This is a genomic window from Duganella sp. 1411 (genome assembly GCF_017833525.1).
Lineage (GTDB): Bacteria > Pseudomonadota > Gammaproteobacteria > Burkholderiales > Burkholderiaceae_D > Rugamonas.
In genome coordinates this window covers 199,088-222,151 of sequence record NZ_JAFICD010000002.1, presented here as the reverse complement: position 1 = coordinate 222,151, position 23,064 = coordinate 199,088, and the positions used below count along the sequence as shown (strand labels likewise).

Below are 23,064 nucleotides of genomic sequence, written 5' to 3'. Positions count from 1 at the left end.
TATGCTCAATACCGGGTTTGACTACGCACGTCCGTACCTCGCCGACAGTGTTCTCGCCGGCAGTGTTCTCGACATGGTGCGCGCCGCCGCGCAGGCGCACGGCGCCGATATCGCCGTGCGTTGCGGCGATCGCGAAATCTCCTACGCCGATCTGATGGCGGCCGCCGAAGCGAATGCCGTGATGCTGCGGGAGCGGGGCGTGGCGCGCAAGGACATCGTTCTTTGCGCGCTCGGCACCGGCATCGAACTGCCGGTGGCGTGGCTGGCGACGATGTTGCTGGGCGCCGTTATCGTCCCGATCGACATCGGCTGGCCGGCCCTGCGGCTGCGCGCCGTGGCCACCGCCACCGGGGCGGCGATCGCCATCGCCGGCGACGACGGTCATTCCGCGTTGGCTGGAGCGGGCGTGGACGCCGTCGCGATCGACCTGCGCCGGCGACTCGAGGACGGCGGCGCGGCGGTGTCGGGCGCGTACGCGGCGGGCGCGGAACTGGTGTACGGATTTTTCACCTCCGGCTCCACAGGGGTGCCCAAATGCGCGCTGAATCACCACGCGGGGCTGGCCAACCGCTTCCGCTACATGACGCGCCGTTTCGGCCGGGGCCAGGTGGTGTACCAGAACAGCGCGCCGCTGTTCGATTCGTCGATCTGGCAGATGCTCTGGCCATTGACCTGCGGTAGCGTGTCGGTGCTGCCAGAGCGGCGCGGCCGTTGGGACCTGGACGCCGTGGTGGACGACATCGCGCGCCACCGCATCACCATGACCGACTTCGTGCCGACCTTGTTCAAATTGCTGGTGCGCGGGCTCGAAAGCGGCGGCGTGGCGTGCGCCAAGCTGACCAGCCTGCGCCATGTGCTGATCGGCGGCGAGGAAATCGACGCGCCGTCGGTGCACAGCTTCCGCCGCCTGCTGCCGCAATGCCGCGTGATCAACACCTACGGCCATACCGAGGCGTCGATCGGCATGGTGTTCCACGAGGTGCGCGACGAGGATGGCCAGCACATTCCGTTGGGGCGGCCGATCGACAATACCCACGTGCGCATCGTCGACGCGTCGATGCGGGTGGTGGCCGACGGCGAACTTGGCGAGATCGTGGTCGGCGGGGTTTGCGTGGGGGCCGGCTACTTGAACCTGCCCGGATTGACCGCGCAAGCCTTTGTGGCCAATCCCTTTAACGACGTCCCTGGCGAGATGGTTTATCGCACCGGCGACATGGGCCGTGTGCGCGCCGATGGCCTGCTCGATTACGCCGGCCGGGCCGACGACCAGGTCAAGGTGCGCGGCGTGCGCATCGAACTGGGCGAACTGTCGCTGGCGATGAAGGCGTGCTTCGAGGAGGTGGGCGACGCGGTGGCGCTGATGGCGCCCACCAAACACGGCGGGCCCGAACTGGTGCTGGCCTACGCCGCGCCGGCGCGGATCGAGGCGGGCCGCTTGCGCCGCGCGCTCGCCCACCACCTGCCGATGACGCATATGCCGCAGCGGGTGTTGTGGCTGGAATCCCTGCCGGTGTCGCCAAATGGCAAACTCGATCGCAAGCGCATCATCGACATGATAGGCGCGCAAGCCCAGGTCGCGGCCTTGACCGCCACGGAGCGGGAGGAGGCGGCCGGACTGCTTGGGATGATCGTGCATCGCTTTCGCAGCGTGTTGCTGCTCAACGACGTCGGACCGGATACCGATTTCTTCGACAACGGCGGCGACTCGCTCGCGGCGGTCAATTTGTCATTGATGCTGGCGCAGTCCGGCGGCGTGACGGTGCCGGTTACGCGGCTGTACGAGTATCCGACGCCGCGCGCCTTGGCACGCTTTTTGGAGACCGGCGGCGCGGTTGCCACACGTGCGGGGCTGGATCTGCCGGAGGTCGAATACAGCAACACCGGCGCTGTCGCCGCCGTCAGTCGCCGCGTGCTGCTGACCGGCGCCACCGGTTGCATCGGCATCCACGTGCTGGAATGCCTGCTGCGTACCACGACGCTGGAAGTGTCGGTGCTGCTGCGCGGCGCCAGCAGCCAGGCCGCGCTCGAGCGCCTGGGCGCGGCCTACGGCGCGGCCCACCGTGGCCAGACGCTGCCGCGCGCGCGCATCAAGGTGCTGGTGGGGGACCTGGGCGCCCCGCAGTGGGGCTTGCCGGCGCCGGTGTGGGCGCATCAGGCGTCCGAGATCGACGAAGTGATTCATTGCGGCGCGGAGGTCAACTTCCTGCTGCCGGCGCAGCAGCTGTTCGCGCCCAATGTGCTGGGCACCGCCGCCTTGATTCAGTTTTGCCGCGAGGGCAGGGCCAAGCGCGTGCACCACGTGTCGTCGCTCGCCGCCAAGCTCAAAGCGGTGGATGTACATGGCGCTCCGCCGGCGGGAACCACCGGCTACGGCTACACCAAATACCTGGCGGACCGGCTGATCGTGCGCGCGCAGGCGCAAGGACTGGCGGCGCGCATCTACCGCGTCGACGACGTGCTGCCGTCGATCTGCGCCGGCCATGTCAATCAGCAGTCGCTGGTGCATATGCTGCTTGGCTGCTGCCTGCGGCTTGGGGTGGCGCCGGCCGGCTGCGGCGAATTGGGATTGCTGCCGGTCGACTCGTTGGCGCGGTGGCTATGCGGATTTGTCGGCACGCCTGCCAACTTCGGCACGGCGCCGGCCCTGGTCGACGTGGTGGGCGCGCAGTTCTTCCCGTTCGATACACTGGTGTGGGCCATCGCCGGCAAACTGGGACGCGAGGCGGCGCCGGTCGGCTACGACGAATTTCTGGCGCTGCTGCGCGAGGCCGACGATCCGCGCGCGGCGCTGCTGCACGATATGCTGCCCCGGGCGGGCAGCGGCCGGGTGGCGTTCTCCCAGCCGGTGGCGGATGCCGACAGACTGGCCATGTGCGCGGCCGTTCCCAACGGCCAGCAGCTGGTCGCCAATCTCGGCGACTTCGCCCTGTACATCGAGTCGCTGGCGCGCGCGCTTGACGGGCCGGCCGCATGATCGGAGCGTTGCTGACCACGGTGGCGAGCCTGTCGGCCCTGGCGGAGGTCCACGCGTCGGCGCCGGAGGCACCGGCGTACGACCCGGTGCCGGAGATGCTGGCGGCGGCGACCCCGACGCCGAGGATGCGTGGCGGCGATGCGCGTCAAAGCCCGCCGCCATTCATCGCGCCGGAGACGGCGCCCGCGCCGCCGCGCGTGCTGGCCGACAGCACGTTGCGCATCCTGCTCAGGAACTACCGCGACAGTCTGACCATCAACGGCCACGGCACCCAGCGCGGCTGGGTGCAGGGCGCCCAGGCCAATTTCGTCTCGGGCCTGAGTGGCGGCGAGACCGGCGTCGGCGTCGATGCCGCGCTTTTCGGCGCCGTCAAGCTCGATGGCGATGGCGCGTCCGGCGACATGGTGCACGTGGACCGTGATGGCGATGGCGGCGAAAAGCGCAGGGCGTGGGCGTACATGGGCGGGTACGCGGTGAAGGCCCGCCACGGCGGCATGCTGCTCAAATACGGCTTGCAGCAGGTGGAGAATGTCTTTCTGGAGTCGAAGGACAACCGCGCGCTGCCGCCGACCTTCAGGGGCGTCACGCTGAACGGGGACTTGGCGGGCGGGATCAACGTGGAGGCGGGCAGCGTGGACGCGGTCAGCCCGCGCGGCCGCACCGGGTTGGTGGGGCTGAAAACGGCGTACGGCGGCACGCCGATCTCGCGGCTTGATTATGGCGGCGTGAACCTGACGTCGGCTTCGGGCAAGCTGTCGTTATACGCGGCGCAGGCCAGGGATGTGTGGAACCAGCTGTTTGTCGCGGGGCGGCACAGCTTCGGCCCGTCGGAGGCGGCCCAATGGACCGCCAGCGCCGCCGCCTACGTCACCCGCGACCAGGGTGCGGGTTTGCAGGGGACCATCGGCGGAAAGGCCTATAGCCTGGCGCTGGCCAGGCAAATCGGGGCCTCCGAGCTGGCGGTCTCGTTCCAGCATGTGATGAGCGACCAGTATCTCGACTACGTCCAGGAGGCCAACGGACTGTATCTGGCCAACGGCATGGTGGCCGACTACAACGCGCCGCGCGAAAAGTCGCTGCAGTTGCGCTATACGGCCAATGGCGCCGACTTTTCGATGCCGGGAGCGAGCGTTATCCTTTGGGGCATTGCCGGCCGTAGCAAGTCTCCCCGTGCCGGCGTACCGGCGCCCTTTGACGCGGGGACCTGGCGCGACGCCTACTGGCGCGGCGGTGCGCCGGTGCACGGCAACCATCACGAGCTTGGGTTGAAGGCCAGCTATGTGTTCGATAGGGGCGACGTCAAGGGCATCAGCCTGGCGTTCATCGCGCTGGCGCATCGCGGCTCGGCGCATTATGTGGAACCCGGTGAGCGCGAGTACCGGTTTATTCTCAACGTGCCGCTAAAGGTTTTCTAGGACGCGCGGCTGCGGTAGCTTTGCGGGGCCAGGTCGTCTTTCGGCGCCAGCGCTTGCAGGCGTTTGTACAGCACGCGCGTTTCGAGCAGGTTCCACACGCGCAGCATCGCTTCGAGCGTGTCGAACGGCTTGGTGAGGAAATCCTTGGCGCCCAGGGACAGCGAGCGGCGCTTGGCTTCGGCGGTGGCGTCGGCGGTGATCACCAGCACCGGGCGGAAGTCGTACGGGTCGCCGCGCCGCTTCAAGCGTTCGAGCACCGCGTAGCCGTCCAGGTCCGGCATCATCAGATCGAGCACGATCAGGTCCGGGTCGAAGGCGTTGAACAGCTCGAGCGCGTTCCTGGCGTCGGTGGTGCCGACGACGTGCGTCAGGCCTTCGCCGATGAACATGTCCTCCAGCAGACGCAGATTGGCCGGCTGATCGTCGATGATCAGGATGCGCGACGCCAGGACTTCGTTTTCCATCATGGTTTTTGCTCCGTTGTGTCGAGTAAGGCGAAAAATTCGGGGATCTTGAGCGGCTTGCCCAAGTGGCGGGGACCACCCGCCGCGGCGTCGCCGGCGGCACCGCCCAGCACCACCAGCTCGCCCGGCAAGGCACGCACCGCGTCGTCGGCCAGCTCGCAGGCGACCAGCAGCAGGTCGGGCGGCGATTGCCGCGCCAGCGCGATGCCGCCGGCCTTGTCGGCGGCGGCCGTCATACGCCAGTGCGGGCGGCGTTGCATCAGCGTGGAGATCAGCATCCGCGTGCCGGCGTCGGCGTCGATGCAGATGATGCTGTGGGTGGCCGGCGCCGGCGTTGGCGTGGCCGCCACCGGCGCGGAGTTGCCGGTGGCCGCGTCGGCGGGCGCGCTGGCCACGGCGTCGGCGTCGGCGGCGGGTAGCGTCAGCGTGAAGCGGCTGCCGCCGCCGGCCTTGTCCTCAAGCCGGACGTCGCCCTGCATGGCCTGCATCAGCGCCTTCGATACCGCCAGCCCGAGGCCGGCGCCTTCGGTCTTGCCGCTTTCGGCGCCGAGGCGGTCGAACGGGGCGAACAGGCGTGTTCGCAGCGCCGGCGAGATGCCGGGACCGGTGTCGTCGATGTGGATGCTGACGATGCCGGTGGCCGGGTCGGTGCCGAAGCCGATATCGACATCGGCGCCTTGGCCGCCGTACTTGATGGCGTTCGATAGCAGGTTAAGCATCACTTGCAGCAGGCGCTGACGGTCGGCCATGACGGCGCCGGCGATGGCCGCGCTGTCGTGGCGCAGCCGCACCGCGCGTTGCTGCGCCATGGGCGCCATCAGCATCGCCGCTTCGTCGACCAGCGGCGCCAGCGCCACCGGCTCGCATGCGAGCGCCAATTTGCCCGCTTCGATGCGGCCGATGTCGAGCACCTCGTCGATCAGCGACAGCAGGTGCTGGCCGGCCTGGCGGATATGCTCGGCGTGTTCGCGCTCGCGCGGCGCCTTCAGGCCCGCCTCGAGCAGTTGGGCGTAGCCGAGGATGGCGTTCAACGGCGTGCGCAGTTCGTGGCTGGTGCGCGCCAGGAATTGGGTCTTGGCCTGGCTGGCCGCCTGCGCCGCCGACGCCCGTCCCGCCAGCAGCACGCTGGCCTGGTGCAGCCGTTCGGCCAACTGGCCCAGTTCATCGCTGGTGTCCGGCGCCGGTATCAGCGTCAGATCGCTGTTGAGCCGTTCGGCGTTTTCGGCCGCCAGCCGCACCCGCCGCACCAGGCCGACGGTGAACGTCAGCGTGGCCATCGCGCCGGCCAGGCCGGCGGCGGCGACGGCGATGGTCATCCACATGTTGCGGTTGGAGGCCTGCTGCAGCGCCAGCGCGCGCTGCTCCACCAGCGCCGCTTCGCGCCGGCTCATGACGCCGATCTCGGCGCGCAGCTGGTCGAGGATGCGTTTGCTGCTGAGCAGATGCCGTTGCAGCTCGCCGGCGCTGGCGTTGCGCTGGCCGCGCATGATCTCCAGGCTGGCCAGTTTGTCGTTGAGCAGCGGGGCGATGCGCCGCAGGCTGGCGCTTTGTTCCGGGTCGCTCACCTTGGCCTGCAGGCTGGCCAGCGTGGCCGGCAGCTGGACCACCGCGACGCCGTAGGGCGTGAGGAAGTCGTCGCGCCCCGTCAGCAGGTAGCCGCGCACGCCGGTGGCCGCCTCGGCGATCTGCGTGTGCAGGCGCTGGATGTCGGCCTGCGCCTGCATCACGCGCAGCATGTCGGCGGTGGCGGCTGCGGTTTTGCGCTCGAGCGTGTAGCTGGTGGCGGCGGAACCGAGCAACAGCGCCAGCGAGGCGGCGATGATGACGCCGCCCTTGAAGCCGAGCGACCAGTGGCGCGGATGCAGCGCGCCGGCACGGCCCGTCGTCAGGCCTCGCAGGTAACTTCGCAGTTGACCACTCATGTGCCCAGCCCCAGATCGGCCGCGCGCACCGCCGCCTGCGTGCGGTCGTTCAGATCGAGTTTGTGCAGGATGCGCTCGACGTGGACCTTGACGGTGCCGGCGGCGATGCCCAGGTGTTCGCCCATGACGGCGTTGGTCCAGCCGCTGGGCAGCAGCGCGAACACCTGCAGCTCGCGCGGCGTCAACGCCTTCAACATCTCGGCCGCTTCCGGCGCCGCCACGCGCGGCGCGTTCTGCGGCGCCGCCAGCACCGCCGCCAGCATCGTCGCCAGCGCCTGCAGCGTGAGCAGGTCGTCCGGATTGGGCAGCGGCGCCGCCTGGGCGCTGAGCAGCGCGAGCATGCCGCGATTTTTTCCGTCGAGGCACAGCGGTACCAGCACTTCCAGGCCAACCCGCTGTTCGCGGCCGATACGCAGGCCGCTGACGACGTCCTGCCGCACCAGCGGCGCACGCGGACCCGGTTGCAGCGTCGCTTGCAGCGCGGCGGCGTAGGCCAGGCGGGCGCCGACCGGCGGCACCTGTCCCTGGGCGGCCAGCACGTGCAGCGCGTCGTCCTTGAGCACCATCACCGCGCCGTCCTCCAGCGACAGGAAGGCCAGCGCCTTGGACAGGGCCGTCGACAGCGCCGACGCGCACAGTCCCTCGCTGGCCAGCGCGCTGGCCGCATCGGTCAGCAGGCGCCAGCGCGCCGCGCTGCTTTCGATCTGACGATAGCGGTTGCGGGTGGCCCGCGCGCTGTCGCCGGCGGGAGTCAGGTGGGTGATGTTGGTCATTTTGGGCGCGGCATAGGCAAATAAATCGCGATTATATGCCACCCGGCATACGCCGATACCCCCGACCAGCAGATTTTTGAATCGCCCGCCGCGCCGATACTGGCTTCATTGGCGAGCAAGAGAGTCCGCCAAACTTCCTCAACAACGAATGGAGCATACGATGAAAAAGATTCTGATTTCCCTGGCACTGGCAGCTGCGACCACCATGGCTTACGCCGATGGCGCGCCGAAGTTCTATCATGGCGTGGCGGCGGTGCCGACCAACGCGCAGGAAGCGGAGATCGCCGGCCTGTTCGTCAAGTGGAACGCCGCGCTGGCGACCGGCGACTCGACCAAGGTCGCCAGCCTTTATGCCCCGAACGCGGTGCTGGAACCGACCGTGTCGAACGAAGTGCGCTCCAACCCGGCCGCGATCAAGGACTATTTCGATAAGTTCTTGAAGCTCAAGCCGCAGGGAACGATCAACTATCGTTACATCCACATGCTCGGCGCCGATTCCGCGCTCGACACCGGCGTCTACACCTTCCGCGTGACGCAGAACGGCCAGCCGCAGGATGTGCAGGCGCGCTACACCTATGTGTATCAGAAGGTTGGCGGCGAGTGGAAGATCCTCAACCACCACTCGTCGGCGATGCCGGAGATCGCCGCCAAGTAAGCCTGCCGGCTGTTGTGAAAAAAGCCACCCGGGGTTGCGGGTGGCTTTTTGTCATTCGACCGGTTTGAGTCCGCTCCACGACACGGTGGTCGCTTCGGTCACCAGCACCGACGAACCGGATTTGATGGTCTGGGCGAAGCGGTGGATGGCGTCGCGCACCTCGTTGATCGGTTCCACGCCGCTGTAGCAAAATTCGCCCGGCGGCAGGTGGAAGCCCTTGCCGTCGTCGGCCTTGATGGCGCCGGCGATATTGTATTTGGCCAGTTCGACGGCCAGGCGGTGGTAGGTTTCGGCGTCCGGTTCGTCGAAGCCGACGCGAATGATGTAATTGACCATGTCAGTTCCTCAAAATTGGTGAGGGATCATGGCATAAAAAACGGGCCGCGGCCCATCTTTTTGACAAAGCAAAGCCCCGAACAAGCAGCAAACTTGTCGGGGCTTTTGGTCAATTAGCGGAGAAAGCATTTGACTGGGATGGATGATAGTGAGGAAAACTTAAGATTAACTTAGTTTCATGACAAAAGCCCGGGCTTTGGCGGCGTCGCCGGATGGTGTAGCATGTCGGACGGCGATTTGGCGGGGTGCAGTGGCCCCCGCCCGCCGGTATTCCGAGGATAGATATGCAAATCAAAATTAATGAAGTGCTGCGCGCTTACATCGAACCGCTCACCGAGAGCGAGTATCAGGCGTTGGAACGCAGCATCCTGGTCGAAGGCTGCCGCGACGCGCTGGTGTTGTGGGAGGACGTGCTGGTCGACGGCCATAACCGTTATCAAATATGCCAGCAGCACGGCATTCCGTTCAAGGTCACGGAGAACACCAGCTTCCGCAACCTGGACGACGTCAAGCTGTGGATGATCGATAACAATCTGGGCCGGCGCAGCATCTCCGACTACCAGCGCGGCGTTCTGGCGCTGCGCAAGAAGGAGATCGTCGCCGCCCGCGTGGCCGATCTGATGGCCGAAGCGGCCGCCGAGGACGCGCTGATCGCGCCGCCGGAAGGCGACGCGGCCAAGCCCCGGCCGGCCGCCATGCCGCTGGCGTCGCGCGAGGACATCGCCCGCGCCGCCCGTTTGAGCAGCGCCACCATCAGCCAGATCGAAAAGATCCAGAAGACGGCGACGCCGGAACTGGTCGAGGCGGTCCGCTCGGGCACGATCTCGATCAACGCCGCCGCCACCGTGGCCTCGCTGCCCGAAGCGGACCAGGTGGCGGCGGTCGCCGGCGGCAAGAAGGAGCTGCAGAAGGCGGCCAAGGAAGTGCGCGAGCTGCGCGCCGCCTCGCGTCCGGCCAAGGAGCCGAAGGAAGCGAAGGAGGGCGGCGACTACGGCCGTCCGCTGACCGAGGTGGAGGAGCTGCGCGCCGAGAACGCGTCGCTCAAGGAGAAGAACGCGGCGCTGCGGGCGGAAATCACGGCCCTGCAGTTGCGTATCTCGGAGCTGGTCGACGCCAGCTGACGTTGTTTTGCCCTTGCCCCCGCCCGGAGTCCCGTTCATGCCAAGTATGCGTTCCCTGCTGCCGTTGATGTGTTTTGTTTCGATGGGCGCGGCGGCGGCACAGGCCCCGGCGTCGCCGTACAAGGACCCGGCGGCGGAGGCCAAGCGGTGGAAGGCGTCGGCGGCGCGGGTCACCATCCTGCGCGACAAATGGGGCATCCCCCATGTCTATGGCAAGACCGACGCCGACGCGGTGTTCGGCTTGATGTACGCGCAGGCGGAGGACGATTTCCGCCGCGTCGAACGCAATTACATCAACGCCATGGGCCGGCTGGCCGAAGTGGAGGGCGAGGCCGAGCTGTATCGCGACCTGCGCATGAAGCTGTTCATCGATCCAGCCGAATTGCAGGCGCAGTACCGGCAAAGCCCCGCGTGGCTGAAGAAGCTGATGGTGGCTTTCGCCGACGGCTTGAACTACTACCTGGCCACCCATCCGGACGTCAAGCCGGCGTTGATCACGCGCTTCGAGCCGTGGATGGCGCTCAGCTTCAGCGAAGGCAGCATCGGCGGCGACATCGAGACCATCGACTTGAAGCAGCTCGAAGCCTTGTATGCCAAGGGCGCCCGCTATCCGCTGGCGCCGCCGGTGCTGCTGTCGTCGGCGCCGGCGGAGCGGGGCAGCGACCTGGATAAGGAGCCGGGCGGATCGAACGGCTTCGCCATCGCGCCCGCGCTGACCAAAAACGGCCGCGCGCTGCTGCTGATTAATCCGCACACGTCGTTCTACTTCCGTCCCGAAGTGCAGGTCCAAAGCCGGCAGGGATTGAATGCCTACGGCGCCGTCACCTGGGGGCAGTTCTTCGTCTACCAGGGTTTCAACGATCGCTTGGGCTGGATGCACACGTCCGGCGGCGGCGACGTGATCGACGAGTACATGGAGACCATCGTCGAAAAGGATGGCCGCTTCTTCTACCAGTACGGCGCCGGGCAGCGGCCGTTGAAGGCGGTCGATATCACGCTGCCCTACAAGGCCGGCGACGGCATGGCCAGCAAGGTGGTCAAGGTCTATTACAGCCATCATGGCCCGATCGTGCGGGCCAGGGACGGCAAGTGGATCGCGGTGCGCCTGATGAACGAGCCGCTGAAGGCGCTCACGCAGTCCTTCATCCGCACCAAGGCGCGCAACTACAGGGACTTCTACAAGTCGATGGAGCTGCGCACCAATTCGTCCAACAACACGGTCTACGCCGACGCCGACGGCAATATCGCCTACTTCCACGGGAATTTCGTTCCGAGGCGCGATCCGAAATTCGACTGGAAGCATCCGGTCGACGGCAGCGATCCGGCCACCGAGTGGCACGGGCTGCACACGGTCAAGGAGACCATCTCGCTGTTCAACCCCAAGAACGGCTGGATACAGAACACCAACAACTGGCCTTACACGGCGGCCGGCCCTTATAGCCCGAAGGCCAGCGACTATCCTGCCTACATGTCGATGAATCCGGAGAACCCGCGCGGCATCCATGCGGTGCGCGTGCTGGAAGACAAAAAAGACTTCACCATCGCCAGTTTGCTCGACGCTGCCTACGACACGCAGCTGCCGGCGTTCGAGCCGCTGTTGCCGCAGCTCTTCGCCGCCTACGACGCGCTGCCCGCGGACGATGCGCTCAAGGCGGCGCTGGCGCCGCAGATCGCCGCGTTGCGCGGCTGGGACATGCGCTACGCGCTGGCGTCGACGCCGACCTCGCTGGCGATCTACTGGGCGCAGGACCTGGCGGCCACGTACGGGCCGGAGGCCAAGGCCAAGGAGGTGCTGGTGCTCGACTACATCCAGGCGGCGCTGACGCCGCGCCAGCGGTTGGAGGCGCTCGAGCGCGCGTCGGCCAGGCTGACCGCCGATTTCGGCACATGGCAAACGCCGTGGGGCGAGATCAATCGTTTCCAGCGCCTGACCGGCGACATCGTGCAGCCGTTCGACGACAGCAAACCGAGTTTGCCGGTGGCGTTCGCGTCGGCCAACTGGGGCTCGCTGGCGGCCTACGGCATGACGTCGAAGCAGACCACGAAGAGGATCTACGGCGAGCGTGGCAACAGCTTCGTGGCGGCGGTGGAGTTCGGGCCGCGCATCAGCGCGCGCAGCGTGCTGGCCGGCGGGCAGAGTGGCGATCCGGCCTCGCCGCACTTCGCCGACCAGGCGGAGATGTACGCGCGCGGCGAGATGAAGCAGGTATTGTTCTACAGGGCGGACGTCGAAAACAACCTGGAGCGCCGCTACCATCCCGGCGAGTAAAAAACACTCCGGGGTCAGGTCCACCATTTCTACACGGCCTGGGCCGCAGGCGAATAAACGGCTTGCGGCGGTCCCTGTCGCGGGCCGCTTTACGCTAAATTACGGGGCTACAGCCGGGTTCGTGTAGAAATGGTGGACCTGACCCCGGAGTTGTTGTTACTGGGCATCCACAGTTTGTTCCTGCCGGACCCATTCCAGGTTGGCGATGGTGTTGTTGCGCACGTTGCCGTCCAGGTGGCGCACGCCGGTCAGTCCCTCGGGATTGGGCAGGTAGGTTTCGGCCACCAGGTGGTGCACCCAGAACTCGCCGACTCTGGCCCCGCCGCGCAGCTTCACCTTCAAGCCCTCCGGATAGATCGTCGGACGCAGCACGTTGACCTTGGCGCCGCCGGCGACCAGCACGCGGCCATCCCGCGAGACTTTGTAAAAGTCGCTGCCGGGTATGGGCTTGGCGCTGGCCACGCCTATCGAGTAGGCGCAGGCGATGATGACGACGCCGACGAGGATGATGACGAATTCCATCTGGTTTCAAGCATGATTGTTCACGTTGCGGATACTAGCACCTAAATCGCGTCGAGCGAACCGCGAATATCGGCCCTTAAATCCTCTATATCTTCGATTCCCACCGACAGCCGTATCAGGCCGTCGCCAATTCCCAACACCGCGCGCTGCGCCGGCGGGATCGTCGCGTGGGTCATCAGGGCCGGATGCTCGATCAGGCTTTCGACGCCGCCCAGGCTTTCGGCCAGCGCGAACACCTGGCAATGTTCGAGGAAGCGCCGCGCCCCGGCCAGGTCGGTGTTCAAATCGATCGAGATGATGCCGCCAAAGCCGTCCATCTGACGCTTGGCCAGCGCGTGCTGCGGGTGCGATTCGAGCCCCGGATAATAGACGCGGCGGATTTCCGGCTGCTGCTCCATCCAGCGCGCCAGCTCCAGCGCGCCGCGGCAGTGGCGTTCCATGCGGATCGCCAGCGTTTTGACCCCGCGCAGGATCAGGAAGCTGTCGAACGGGCCGGCGATGGCGCCGACGGAGTTTTGCAAAAATCCTAATTGCTCGCGCCACGGCTGCTGGTGCGCCTCGCCGCCGACGATGGCGATGCCGCCGATGACGTCCGAATGGCCGTTGAGGTACTTGGTTGCCGAATGCACCACGATGTCGAAGCCGTGTTCCAGCGGGCGCTGGACCATCGGGCTGGCGAAGGTGTTGTCGGCCACGGCGATGATGCCGCGCTCGCGGCAGATGGCGGCGATGGCTTGCAGGTCGGCCAGCTTGAGCATCGGATTGGTCGGCGTCTCGACCCACACCATTTTGGTCTCCGGCTTGAGCGCGGCCAGCAGGTTTTCCGGGTTGGTCAGGTCGACATAGGTGAAATCGTGGCCGGCGCTGCGGCGGCGCACCCGCTCGAACAGGCGGTAGGTGCCGCCGTACATGTCGTCGCCGGCGATGATGTGCGAGCCGGCGTCGGCCAGCTCGAGCACCGTCGCTATCGCCGCCAGGCCGGAGGCGAAGGCGAAGGCCTGGGCGCCGCCTTCGAGGTCGGCGACGCAGCGCTCCAGCGCCCAGCGGGTGGGATTGTGCGAGCGGCCGTAGTCCAGGCCCTTGTGCACGCCGGGGCTCTCCTGCACGTAGGTGGAGGTGGCGTAAATCGGCGGCATGATGGCGCCGGTCGACGGATCGGGCGACTGGCCGGCATGGATCACGCGCGTGGAGAGAGCGGCTTTTTTGTTCAAGATAGTGTCCTTCGGAGATGGTTGAGCAAGTCGAAGCGGGTGATCAGGCCATAGAAGATGTCGCCGTCGGCCACCACGGCGGTCAGGCCGCGATCGAGCACGGCGCGCAGCGCGTGCAGGTCGGCCGATGGATGCAGGGTCTCGAGACGGCGCGTCATCGTCGCGCCGACCGGGTTGGCGAAGCGTTCCGGTTGCGTGTCGACCGTCAGCAGCAGGTCCGATTCGTCGATGATGCCCACCAGCCGGCCGGCCGAGATCACCGGCAGCTGCGCCAGGTCGGCCGCGCGCATGCGGTTGAAGGCGATCAGCAGCGAGTCCTCGGGCGAGACGCTGACCACCTGGCCGGCGTCGTAGCGGCGTCCGATCAGGTCGCGCAGGTCGCGCTCCTGCGGGCGCCGCAGCAGGCCCTGGTCCTGCATCCAGCCGTCGTTGTAGACCTTCGACAGGTAGCGGGTGCCGGTGTCGCAGACGAAGCTGACCACCCGTTTGGGCGTGGTCTGCTCGCGGCAGTATTTGAGCGCGGCGGCCAGCAGCGTGCCGGTCGACGAGCCGCCCGGGATGCCTTCCTCGCGCAGCAGCGTGCGCGCGCTGTCGAAGCTTTGCTGGTCGGTGATGGTGTAGGCCTTGCGCACGCCGGTCATGTCGGCGATGGCGGGGATGAAGTCCTCGCCGATGCCCTCGACCGCCCACGAGCCGCTGGTGTCGGAGACGCGGCCGGTCTCGATGTATTCGGTCAGGATCGAGCCTTGCGGGTCGGCCAGCACGAATTCGACCTGCGGCGCGACGCGGCGGAAGTAGCGCGTCAGTCCCGTCAGCGTGCCGGACGAGCCGACGCCGACGACGATGGCGTCGAGGTCATGGCCGGTTTGCTCCCAGATCTCCGGCCCGGTGGTGGTTTCGTGCGCCAGCGGATTGGCCGGGTTGTTGAACTGGTCGGCGAACCAGGCACCCGGGGTTTCGGCGGCCAGCCGCGCGGCGAAGTCCTGGTAGTACTCGGGATGGCCCTTGCCGACGTCGGAGCGGGTGGTGCGCACCTCGGCGCCGAGGGCCTTCAGGTGCAGCACTTTTTCGGTCGACATCTTGTCCGGCACGACCAGCAGCACGCGGTAGCCCTTGAGCCGTCCGACCAGCGCCAGACCGAGGCCGGTGTTGCCGGCGGTGGCCTCGATGATGGTGCCGCCGGGTTGGAGGCGGCCGTCGGCCTCCGCCGCCTCGATCATCGACATGCCGATGCGGTCCTTGATCGAGCCGCCGGGGTTTTGCGATTCCAGTTTGAGGAACAGTTGGCAAGGGCCGGTGTCGAGACGGGTAATCTCGACCAGTGGCGTGTTGCCAATCAGAGTAAATAGTGCGGGGGTGCGCATAGGGTCTCCTTTGCTGCTTTTCTTGCAAGTATGCGCTTTTTTCCGCCGATGTGGGCGTCTCGTAGATGAAGGGGCTATGCGGCGACGCAAGCAATGGGCGAGCTACTGACATGGCCACGGTTTATAATCCCGCACTTCAGACAGCATTATTTTGAAGGTTGCAGTGGCAAAACTCTATTTCCGATACTCCGCGATGAACGCGGGCAAGTCCACCGCCATGTTGCAAGTGGCGCATAATTACGAAGAGCAGGGCCAGCAGGTGCGCCTGTTCACCGCCGCCATCGACAACCGCTACGGCGTGGGGCAGGTGACGTCGCGCCTGGGACCGCAGCGCCAGACCGAGGTGTTCGACGCCGACACCGACTTCCTGCTCGCAATCGACAAAAAAATCGCCTGCCTGCTGATCGACGAGGCGCAGTTCCTGTCGACCGCGCAAGTGCAGCAATTGCACCAGCTGGCGCAGGTGCGCGGCATCCCCGTCATCAGCTACGGCCTGCGCACCGATTTCCGTGGCCAGCCTTTTCCCGGCTCGGCCTATCTGCTGGCGCTGGCCGACGATATCGAAGAGCTCAAGAACATCTGCAGCTGCGGCAAGAAGGCGACGATGAACATCCGCGTCGACCAGAACGGCAAGCGCATGAAAGAGGGCGAGCAGATCAGCATCGGCGGCAACGAGAGCTACCGCCAGGCCTGCGGCCGCTGCTTTTATTCGGAATAGTCGACCCGGCATCGCCGCATCGCCAGCCTCCCGCGCTTTTTTAATGCAACTGAATTGCATCGAGATGTATAATGCAAGTCTATTGCGTTAAGAATTTACTTTGGAGTTTCTATGCTGATGGTGCGTCATTCCCGCCTGGCGATCTGCCTGGCCGCCGCTTTCCCCCTGTACGCGTTCGCTAGTGACGACGAACCGGCCGTGGTCGAGGTCACCGGCGTTCGCCAGCCTTACCGCAGCCTGTCGGCGACCGCCGCCACCAAGACCGAAACGGACCTGAGGGATCTGCCGCAAAGCGCGCGCGTGCTCACCGCCGACATGCTGCGCGACGCCGGCGTGAGCCGCTTCGCCGACGCGCTGGACCTGGGCAGCGGCATCTCGCGGCAGAACAATTTCGGCGGCGTGTGGGACAGCTACGCGGTGCGCGGCTTCACCGGCGATCCCAATTACGGCTCCGACTTCCTGGTCAACGGCTTCAGTTCCAGCCGCGGATACAACGGCTTGCGCGACGGCGCCAACGTCGACAGCATCGAGATCCTGAAAGGCCCGGCGGCGGCGCTGTATGGACGCGGGGAGCCGGGCGGCATCGTCAACATCGCCACCAGGAAGCCCCTGTTCCAGCCGTCGTACGCGCTGGAGCAATCGGTCGGCAGCCATCAAACCTACCGCACGGCGGCCGACCTGACCGGGCCTTTGAGCGAGACCGTCGCCTACCGTTTGAACGCGGCTTATGAAAAGGGCGACAGCTTCCGCGACACGCTGTCGTCGAAGCGCCATATGGTCTCGCCGTCGGTGATCTGGCGCGTGACAGACGACACCACGGTGTCCTATGAACTGGAGCAGTTCGAGCAGCAGGCCTATTTCGATCGCGGCGTGGTCGCGGTCAAGGGCGTGCTGGGATTGATTCCGAACTCGCGCTTTCTTGGCGAGGCGGCCGACGGCCCGGTCACCGTGAAATCGACCGGGCACCAGGTCTTCGTGCAGCACGACTTCAAGGATGGCTGGTCGCTGCAAAGCGGGCTGGCCTACCGTAGCAGCTCGATGAAGGGCTTCTCGACCGAGGCCTCGGCATTGCAGGCGGACGGCCGCACGCTGTGGCGCCAGCGCCGCTACCGGGATTTCTCGGCGCAGGACTGGTCGGGCCGGGTCGAGCTTCTCGGGAAGTTGAGCACCGGCGCGGTGCGCCACAATGTGCTGTTCGGCGTCGATGGTTATCGCTTTGTCGACGACCGGCTCCAATTGCGCAAGAACCCCAATGCGGCGGCCCCTTACGCGATCGACATCTACCAGCCGGTCTACGGCGGCGCGGCGCCGACCACGCTCGGGCCGTCGATCAACACCCGGGAGCAGCAGTGGTCGACGGCGTTCTACGCGCAGGACCAGATCGACCTGAACGCGCAGTGGAAGGCGCTGCTGGGCGTGCGGCGCGACGCCTACCGCCAGACCATCACCAACGCCAACCGCAACGGGCTGCAAAATCGTCAGACGCTGGACGCCACCAGCCCGCGCGTCGGCCTGGTGTACCAGCCGAACCGGCAGGTGTCGCTGTATGCGTCGGCGGGCAAATCGTTCCGGCCGAACAGCGGCATCGGCATCAACAACGAATCGTTCCCCGCCGAGAGCAGCCGCGCCTACGAAACAGGCATCAAGTTCGACAGCGCTGACGGTAAGTTAAGCAGCACGTTGACGCTGTATTCGATCAGGAAGAAGAACGTGCTGACCCTGAACCCGCTGGACACCAACTTCTCGCTGGCCGCCGGCGAGGTGGGAAGCAAGGGCGTGGAAGTGGATGTGTCGGGAGAGCTGGCGCGCGGGCTGCGGCTATCGTTCTCCTACGCCTACACCGATGCCGAAGTCCTGCGCGATAACGTGCTGGCGGTCGGCGGCGCGCTGCCGAATGTGCCCAAGCAAAGCGCCAACCTGCTGCTGGTGCGCGAGCTGACAGTGGGCGGCGCGCGCGCCTCGCTCGGCGGCGGCCTCAATTACGTTGGCGAGCGCAATGGCGACGTGGCGATCAGCAGCACCTTCCGGCTTCCATCCTATACGACGGCAAAACTGGTATCGTCCTATTCGCCGACCAGCAAGCTGCGGCTGTCGCTGGACATCGACAACCTGTTCGACAAAACGTACTACCCGAGCTCCTACCAGCAAACCTGGGTGGCGGCGGGCGAGGAGCGCCGCGTCACGTTGAAAGCGCGGTATCAATTCTAAGTCCAAGTTTAAGTGAGCCTTATGAGTGTGAATGCAAGTGCGTCGCCGCCGCCCGGCGCGCGCGTGGCCTCGATCGACGTGATGCGCGGCCTGGTGATGATGGTGATGATGCTCGACCACGTGCGCGAACGGTTTTTCCTGCGCTGGCCGGTGCCTGATCCGCTCGATATCGCCACGATCGATCCGGCCTTGTTCTTCGGCCGATTCGCGGCGCACTTCTGCGCGCCAATCTTCGTGTTCCTGACTGGCTTATCGGCCTGGCTGTACGCGCATCCGGCCGGCGGCGCGCGCCCGGCCACCGGCTTCCTGTTGAAGCGGGGACTGTTCCTGGTGGTGCTTGAAATCTTTGTGATCAATTTGGCCTGGAGCGGACGCTTTCCGCCGCCGACGATCTACCTGCAGGTGATTTGGGCGATCGGCTTGTCGATGATCGCGCTGGCGCTGCTGCATCGCCTGCCGCGCAAGGTGCTGGTGGCGATGGGATTGATCATCGTGTGCGGGCACAACCTGCTGACGCCGATCTCGTTCGAGCCGGGTAGCTGGGGTTACGTCCCCTGGACGATCCTGCACGACCGGGGTTTCCTGGTGGCCGAGGGGGCGTTGAAAATCAAGGTGAGCTACCCGCTGCTGCCGTGGATAGGCGTGATTTTGCTCGGCTATGTGGCGGGGCCGTGGTACGCCGGATCGGTGCCGCCGGCGCGCCGACGCGAGACGCTGCTGATCGCCGGCGGCGTGTCGTTGGCGCTGCTGCTGGTGCTGCGCGGCTTGAACATCTATGGCGAGACGCTCGACTGGGTTCCCGGCGAGACGGCGCTGCTGACGGTGATGTCGTTTCTGAACGTGACCAAGTATCCGCCGTCGCTGGCGTTCCTGCTAGTCACGGTGGGTGGTGGATGCCTGGTGCTGGCCTGGCTGGAGGGGCGCGACATCGGCTTGCTGCGCGTGGCCGCCGTGTTTGGCGGCGCGCCGATGTTTTACTATCTGCTGCACTTGTTCACGCTGCTGTTGCTGCAGGAGGCGGCGCTGGCGCTGTTGGGCGCCAATTACGGCGAGCGTTACGAGTTTGACAGTTACTGGATGGTCTGGCTGATGTCGGCGGCGCTGATACCGCTGATGTACTGGCCGTGCAAGGCGTTCGGCCAATTCAAGCGCCGCACCACGATGGCGTGGGTGAAGTACTTCTGATACACGTGGGGCGGATTAGCGGGCGAGGCCCGCTAATCCGCCCCGGGGGGGCCATCGATGAAGCGGCCTACCTGCGGTAGGCCTTGAGCGCGCAGCGCGTAATCCGCCATTTATGAGCCGCCGACTGAGCATGCATGGCGGATTACGCTTCGCTAATCCGCCCTACGTGGTTTAGATGGCCCCTGGATCACGCGGCCAGCGGCAGCTTGGTGACCACCGGCGTTTTGAACTCGAAACGCTTGATCTCGCCCACCATCAGCACATAGCACAGGATGGCGACGGCGGCGTTGGCGCCCACGAAGACCAGCGCGCCGGCGAACGAACCGGTCTCCTGCAGGATGTAGCCGATCACGATCGGCGTCGTGATGCCGGCCGTGTTGCCGAAGGTGTTGAACAAGGCGCCGCTCAGGCCGCCCGCTTCCTTCGGCGACGTGTCCGCCACCACCGCCCAGCCCAGCGCGCCGACGCCCTTGCCGAAGAACGCCAGCGACATCACCGTGATGACCAGCCAGTCGGTTTCAACGTAGTTGCAAATGATCATGGACATCGCCAGCAGCAGGCCGCAGACGATCGGCGTCTTGCGCGCCACCGACAGCGAGAAGCCGCGCTTGATCAGGCGGTCCGAGATCACGCCGCCCAGCACGCCGCCGAGGAAGCCGGCCACCGCCGGCAGCGCGGCGACGAAGCCGGCCTTCAAAATCGTCATGTGGCGCTCGGTAACCAGATACACCGGGAACCACGTCAGGAAGAAGTAGGTCAGCGTGTTGATGCAGTACTGGCCGATGTAGACGCCCAGCAGCATGCGGTTGCCCAGCAGCTGGCGGATCGCCGAGCCGGTGTCGAGCTTGGTGGTGGCGACCGCCTTGTCTTTGCTTTCCAGGTCGATCAGCGCGCCGCCGGCGTCGATATAGGCCAGCTCGGCCGCGTTGATGCGCGGGTGGTCCTTGGGGCCGTACACCATTTTCATCCAGATCATCGACATCACGATGCCCAGCCCGCCCATGACGTAGAACACGCTCTGCCAGCCGTAGCTGTGCACCAGCCAGCCCATCAACGGACCGAACAGCACCGTGGCGAAGTATTGGGCCGAGTTGAAGATGGCCGCCGCCGTGCCGCGTTCGGCCGTCGGGAACCACGACGAGGCCAGCCGGCTGTTGCCGGGGAAGGAGGGCGCTTCGGCCGCGCCGACCGCCAGCCGCAGGCAGAACAGGGCGGTCAGGGCGGCGGCGCCGGTCAGGAAGCCGACCGTGCCCATCAACATGGTGAACAGCGACCACAGGAAGATGCTGAAGAAATAGGTGATCTTGGTGCCGAAGCGGTCCAGCAGCCAGCCGCCCGGCAACTGCGCCAGCACGTAGGACCAGGCGAACGCGGAGAACACAAAGCCCATCTGCACGGGTGACAGCCCCAGCAGCTTCTTGATCTCGGGACCGGCGATGGCGATGGTGGCGCGGTCGGCGTAGTTGATGGTGGTCACTGCAAACAGAATGGCCAGAATAAGCCAGCGTACCCGCGTGGCTGGTGCTTGCTGCGTGGTCATGCGATCTCCTTACTGATGTTGTGTGCGCAGATCATAGCGCAGATATCAGACATCATACAACCGGATATCTGAAAAATGTATGGCGGTTATGCCCATCTGTATCGGATGCGGCTAAGTTCAAATAAATCAACAGGTTAAACGTTTTCCACTGTTGATTTTAGTTGTACGATGACGTATGGATGACATTCTGGCCGAGAGCTTGGCCGCAGCCGCCCGGCAGCGGGATGCACGCGGAATTGACGCGCGATAGCCACCGTGCGACGATGCGCCATGAGCAGCCTGTTTGAATGTAGCGTCCTTGCGCCGGCCTGGCTGTGCCACCATCGCGACCTGCTGGTTTACCTGGTGCCGTCCGTGTTGCTGGCGCTGCTGATCCGAGCCCTGTCGGCGCGGCATCCCTTCTTTTTCCTTTTCACCCTGGCCGGCACGATCTGCCACGAGCTGGCGCATTTCGTCGCGGCCAAGCTGACCGGCGCCCGGCCCGCCGCCTTCACGGTGATACCGCGCCGCGTCGGGCAGGGATGGGAGTTGGGATCGGTGCGCCTGACGCGGGTGCGCTGGTACAACGCGGCGCCTTCCGCGCTGGCGCCGTTTGTGGTGGTGCTGCTGCCGTTTGTGGTGGCGTGGTGGCGCACCCGCGGCGGACTGCAGTTCCAGTGGCTCGACGTGGCGCTGGCGTTCGCCGTGGCGCCGCAGTTCCTGGCCTTCTGGCCGTCCACCGTCGACTGGAAAATCTCGCTGCGGTCCTGGCCTTATCTGCCCATCGTTTGCGCCGGCTGGTGGGCGGCCGGCGTCATGGGTTTGACTAGTGGTGCATGGCTGCCGCATTGAGCGGCTTGACCGGCGCGTCCACCACGATCTTGCTGCGCACCTTGCGCGCGTCCTCGATCTCCAGGGTCAGCGGCACGGTGGCGCCTTCCTTCAACGGTTGCTTCAACTCCAGCAACATCAGGTGGTAGCCGCCGGGACTGAGCGCGACCGGTTTGCCGGCCGGCAGTTCCAGCGCGTTGATCTGGCGCATGCGCATCACATCGTCGACCATTTTCATCTCGTGCACCTCGACCGTGCCGGCGGCCGGCGAGCTGACGCCGACCAGCTTGGCGCCTTGCGCCGAGGTCAAGGTCATGAAGGCGCCGGTGGCCTTTTGCGCGGCGACGGTGGCGCGCACCCACGGTTCGGCCACGGTCACTTGGGCCAGGGCGGGCAGGGCGGCGAGCAGCAGCAGGGGGAGCAGTTTTTTCATTGGAATAATCCTTTCAGAAAGCCGGTTGGGCGTGGTGGTGCCATCAGTTTACGCAGATCGTCGGCGCATTGCTGGGCGGTTTGGTCGTGTTTGAAGGCGAGCCGGATCTTGCCGTCGGCGTCGAACACATAGGTGATGGCGGTGTGGTCCATCGTGTACGAGCCGCCGCTGGGGACCTTGCGATAAAAGACTTTGAAGTCGGCGGCGGCCTTGGCGGTCTGGGCGGCGTTGCCGCGCACACTGACGAAGGTCGGGTCGAAGGCGCGCATGTATTCGGCCAACAGGGGGCCGGTGTCGCGCTCCGGGTCGACGGTGGCGAAGACGATTTGCAGCTTGTTGCCGTCGGCGCCCAGCAGGCGCTTGATTTCCACGGCGCGCGACAGCGCCGTCGGACAGACGTCCGGGCATTGCGTAAAGCCGAAGAACAGCAGCACATATTTGCCTTTGAAGTCGCGCAGCGAGGCCGGTTTGCCGTCGGCGTAAAACAGCTGGTAGTCCGGCCCGATGGCGGAGCCGGTGACGTCGATGCCGTTGTAGGCCGGCGCCGCCATGCTGGCCGCGGCGGGCAGCAGGGCGAGCGAGGCCGCCAGCGTCGAGATGAAGTAACGTCGTTGCATAAATATCCTGACAGTGGTGAAACAGCGGTCGCGCGCGGGCCGCTCCCGTTGGGGAGCGTGGCACGGCGCGGTGCGGGCGAAGGTCAGGACAGCGCCGGCGGGCCGCGCGGCCTGCTGCCCGACCAGGCGGCCAGCGGCGACGGCGACAGGTAGTCGAACGAGGGATAGGCGTCGTGGCCATCGAGCCGCACGACGCGGGCCGGAGCGCAGGGCGGCGGCGCGGTGGGCGTCGCGTGGGTGGCGCAGAAGGGGCAATGCTTCATGCCGGCGTGCGGCATGTCCTGGTCGCGCTTGGCCGGGGTGGCGCTGCAAATGTCGAGCGCCAGCGGGTCGCGCAGCAGGCTCGACATCGCCTGGCCGAGCGCCGGCGTCAGCAGGTTCAGCAGGATCGCCATGCAGACGATCAGGCTGGTGCGGCGCCGGTGTTGGAAGAAGTTACCCATGCGGCAATTATAGAGGAAAACCCCCGGCGGTTTTTTATCGCGCCGAATTTGCTTGACAAGAACTTAAGGTGATCCTAAAGTGAT

The 23,064-nt window shown here is 66.0% G+C and carries 20 protein-coding genes; 9 read left to right on the top strand and 11 right to left on the bottom strand.

Going from position 1 to position 23,064, the window contains the following annotated elements; genetic code table 11:
• Position 1 precedes the first annotated feature (1 nt).
• Positions 2 to 2,974, top strand: a complete 2,973-nt coding sequence (locus JOD97_RS12660) for an amino acid adenylation domain-containing protein (protein WP_209717914.1) — start codon at positions 2 to 4, stop codon at positions 2,972 to 2,974.
• Positions 2,971 to 4,389 (top strand): OprD family outer membrane porin, encoded by a 1,419-nt coding sequence (locus tag JOD97_RS12655; protein ID WP_209717911.1) that lies wholly within the window; start codon positions 2,971 to 2,973, stop codon positions 4,387 to 4,389. Before JOD97_RS12660 ends, JOD97_RS12655 begins: the two co-directional genes overlap by 4 nt.
• On the opposite strand, the gene JOD97_RS12650 is transcribed toward JOD97_RS12655, so the two are convergent.
• Genes JOD97_RS12650 through JOD97_RS12640 form a run of 3 tightly spaced genes read right to left on the bottom strand, consistent with a single transcriptional unit; the run spans position 4,386 to position 7,548 of the window.
• Complete coding sequence (locus tag JOD97_RS12650) at positions 4,386 to 4,856, bottom strand: response regulator (RefSeq protein WP_209717908.1); 471 nt, start codon at positions 4,854 to 4,856, stop codon at positions 4,386 to 4,388. The two genes, JOD97_RS12655 and JOD97_RS12650, sit on opposite strands and share 4 nt — an antisense overlap.
• Positions 4,853 to 6,775, bottom strand: coding sequence for an ATP-binding protein (locus JOD97_RS12645; RefSeq protein WP_209717905.1), 1,923 nt, complete (start codon positions 6,773 to 6,775; stop codon positions 4,853 to 4,855). The genes JOD97_RS12650 and JOD97_RS12645 overlap by 4 nt, the downstream gene beginning before the upstream one ends.
• Positions 6,772 to 7,548 carry a LuxR C-terminal-related transcriptional regulator gene (locus JOD97_RS12640; protein ID WP_209717902.1) on the bottom strand — a complete coding sequence of 259 codons (777 nt, stop codon included), beginning with the start codon at positions 7,546 to 7,548 and terminating at the stop codon, positions 6,772 to 6,774. Before JOD97_RS12640 ends, JOD97_RS12645 begins: the two co-directional genes overlap by 4 nt.
• A gap of 160 nt (positions 7,549 to 7,708) precedes the next feature.
• Here JOD97_RS12640 and JOD97_RS12635 point away from each other — a divergent pair, with 160 nt between their 5' ends.
• Positions 7,709 to 8,203, top strand: a complete 495-nt coding sequence (locus tag JOD97_RS12635) for an SgcJ/EcaC family oxidoreductase (protein WP_209717899.1) — start codon at positions 7,709 to 7,711, stop codon at positions 8,201 to 8,203.
• 51 nt (positions 8,204 to 8,254) lie between these two features.
• Here the strand turns inward: JOD97_RS12635 and JOD97_RS12630 are convergent, their stop codons facing one another.
• Positions 8,255 to 8,539 carry a hypothetical protein gene (locus JOD97_RS12630; RefSeq protein WP_209717896.1) on the bottom strand — a complete coding sequence of 95 codons (285 nt, stop codon included), beginning with the start codon at positions 8,537 to 8,539 and terminating at the stop codon, positions 8,255 to 8,257.
• Positions 8,540 to 8,823: 284 nt separating this feature from the next.
• On the opposite strand from JOD97_RS12630, the gene JOD97_RS12625 reads away from it, so the two are divergent.
• Together JOD97_RS12625 and JOD97_RS12620 are read left to right on the top strand one after the other, a co-directional pair.
• Entirely contained in the window at positions 8,824 to 9,660 is an 837-nt protein-coding gene (locus JOD97_RS12625; RefSeq protein WP_209717893.1) for a hypothetical protein, read from the top strand.
• A 37-nt stretch (positions 9,661 to 9,697) separates the two neighbouring features.
• Complete coding sequence (locus JOD97_RS12620) at positions 9,698 to 11,929, top strand: penicillin acylase family protein (protein WP_229264424.1); 2,232 nt, start codon at positions 9,698 to 9,700, stop codon at positions 11,927 to 11,929.
• A 156-nt stretch (positions 11,930 to 12,085) separates the two neighbouring features.
• Here JOD97_RS12620 and JOD97_RS12615 read toward each other — a convergent pair whose 3' ends face one another.
• The 3 genes from JOD97_RS12615 to JOD97_RS12605 are packed head-to-tail and all read right to left on the bottom strand — an operon-like array spanning position 12,086 to position 15,026.
• Positions 12,086 to 12,451, bottom strand: coding sequence for an HNH endonuclease (locus JOD97_RS12615; protein ID WP_209717889.1), 366 nt, complete (start codon positions 12,449 to 12,451; stop codon positions 12,086 to 12,088).
• A gap of 41 nt (positions 12,452 to 12,492) precedes the next feature.
• On the bottom strand, positions 12,493 to 13,662 hold the full coding sequence (locus tag JOD97_RS12610) for a PLP-dependent aspartate aminotransferase family protein (RefSeq protein ID WP_229264423.1): 1,170 nt from the start codon (positions 13,660 to 13,662) through the stop codon (positions 12,493 to 12,495).
• Positions 13,659 to 15,026 carry a cystathionine beta-synthase gene (locus tag JOD97_RS12605; protein WP_209717886.1) on the bottom strand — a complete coding sequence of 456 codons (1,368 nt, stop codon included), beginning with the start codon at positions 15,024 to 15,026 and terminating at the stop codon, positions 13,659 to 13,661. Before JOD97_RS12605 ends, JOD97_RS12610 begins: the two co-directional genes overlap by 4 nt.
• A 163-nt stretch (positions 15,027 to 15,189) precedes the next feature.
• Between JOD97_RS12605 and JOD97_RS12600 the strand changes: the two genes are divergently transcribed.
• The 3 genes from JOD97_RS12600 (at position 15,190) to JOD97_RS12590 (ending at position 19,137) form a co-directional block, all read left to right on the top strand.
• Complete coding sequence (locus JOD97_RS12600; protein ID WP_209717883.1) at positions 15,190 to 15,744, top strand: thymidine kinase; 555 nt, start codon at positions 15,190 to 15,192, stop codon at positions 15,742 to 15,744.
• 117 nt (positions 15,745 to 15,861) lie between these two features.
• Complete coding sequence (locus JOD97_RS12595) at positions 15,862 to 17,952, top strand: TonB-dependent siderophore receptor (protein WP_308937239.1); 2,091 nt, start codon at positions 15,862 to 15,864, stop codon at positions 17,950 to 17,952.
• A 21-nt stretch (positions 17,953 to 17,973) separates the two neighbouring features.
• Positions 17,974 to 19,137: a DUF1624 domain-containing protein gene (locus tag JOD97_RS12590; protein WP_209717877.1), complete on the top strand. Its 1,164-nt coding sequence runs from the start codon at positions 17,974 to 17,976 to the stop codon at positions 19,135 to 19,137.
• 187 nt (positions 19,138 to 19,324) lie between these two features.
• On the opposite strand, the gene JOD97_RS12585 is transcribed toward JOD97_RS12590, so the two are convergent.
• A complete protein-coding gene (locus tag JOD97_RS12585; protein ID WP_209717875.1) occupies positions 19,325 to 20,677 on the bottom strand; it encodes an MFS transporter in 1,353 nt (450 codons plus the stop codon).
• Between the two features lie 270 nt (positions 20,678 to 20,947).
• Here JOD97_RS12585 and JOD97_RS12580 point away from each other — a divergent pair, with 270 nt between their 5' ends.
• Positions 20,948 to 21,508, top strand: coding sequence for a hypothetical protein (locus JOD97_RS12580; protein ID WP_209717872.1), 561 nt, complete (start codon positions 20,948 to 20,950; stop codon positions 21,506 to 21,508).
• Here JOD97_RS12580 and JOD97_RS12575 read toward each other — a convergent pair.
• The 3 genes from JOD97_RS12575 to JOD97_RS12565 all read right to left on the bottom strand — a co-directional run bounded on the left by JOD97_RS12575 (position 21,483) and on the right by JOD97_RS12565 (position 22,980).
• Positions 21,483 to 21,920 carry a copper chaperone PCu(A)C gene (locus tag JOD97_RS12575; protein WP_209717869.1) on the bottom strand — a complete coding sequence of 146 codons (438 nt, stop codon included), beginning with the start codon at positions 21,918 to 21,920 and terminating at the stop codon, positions 21,483 to 21,485. The two genes, JOD97_RS12580 and JOD97_RS12575, sit on opposite strands and share 26 nt — an antisense overlap.
• Positions 21,917 to 22,537: an SCO family protein gene (locus tag JOD97_RS12570; protein ID WP_209717867.1), complete on the bottom strand. Its 621-nt coding sequence runs from the start codon at positions 22,535 to 22,537 to the stop codon at positions 21,917 to 21,919. Before JOD97_RS12570 ends, JOD97_RS12575 begins: the two co-directional genes overlap by 4 nt.
• A gap of 83 nt (positions 22,538 to 22,620) precedes the next feature.
• Positions 22,621 to 22,980, bottom strand: coding sequence for a DUF2946 family protein (locus JOD97_RS12565; RefSeq protein ID WP_209717865.1), 360 nt, complete (start codon positions 22,978 to 22,980; stop codon positions 22,621 to 22,623).
• Between the last annotated feature and the right edge of the window lie 84 nt (positions 22,981 to 23,064).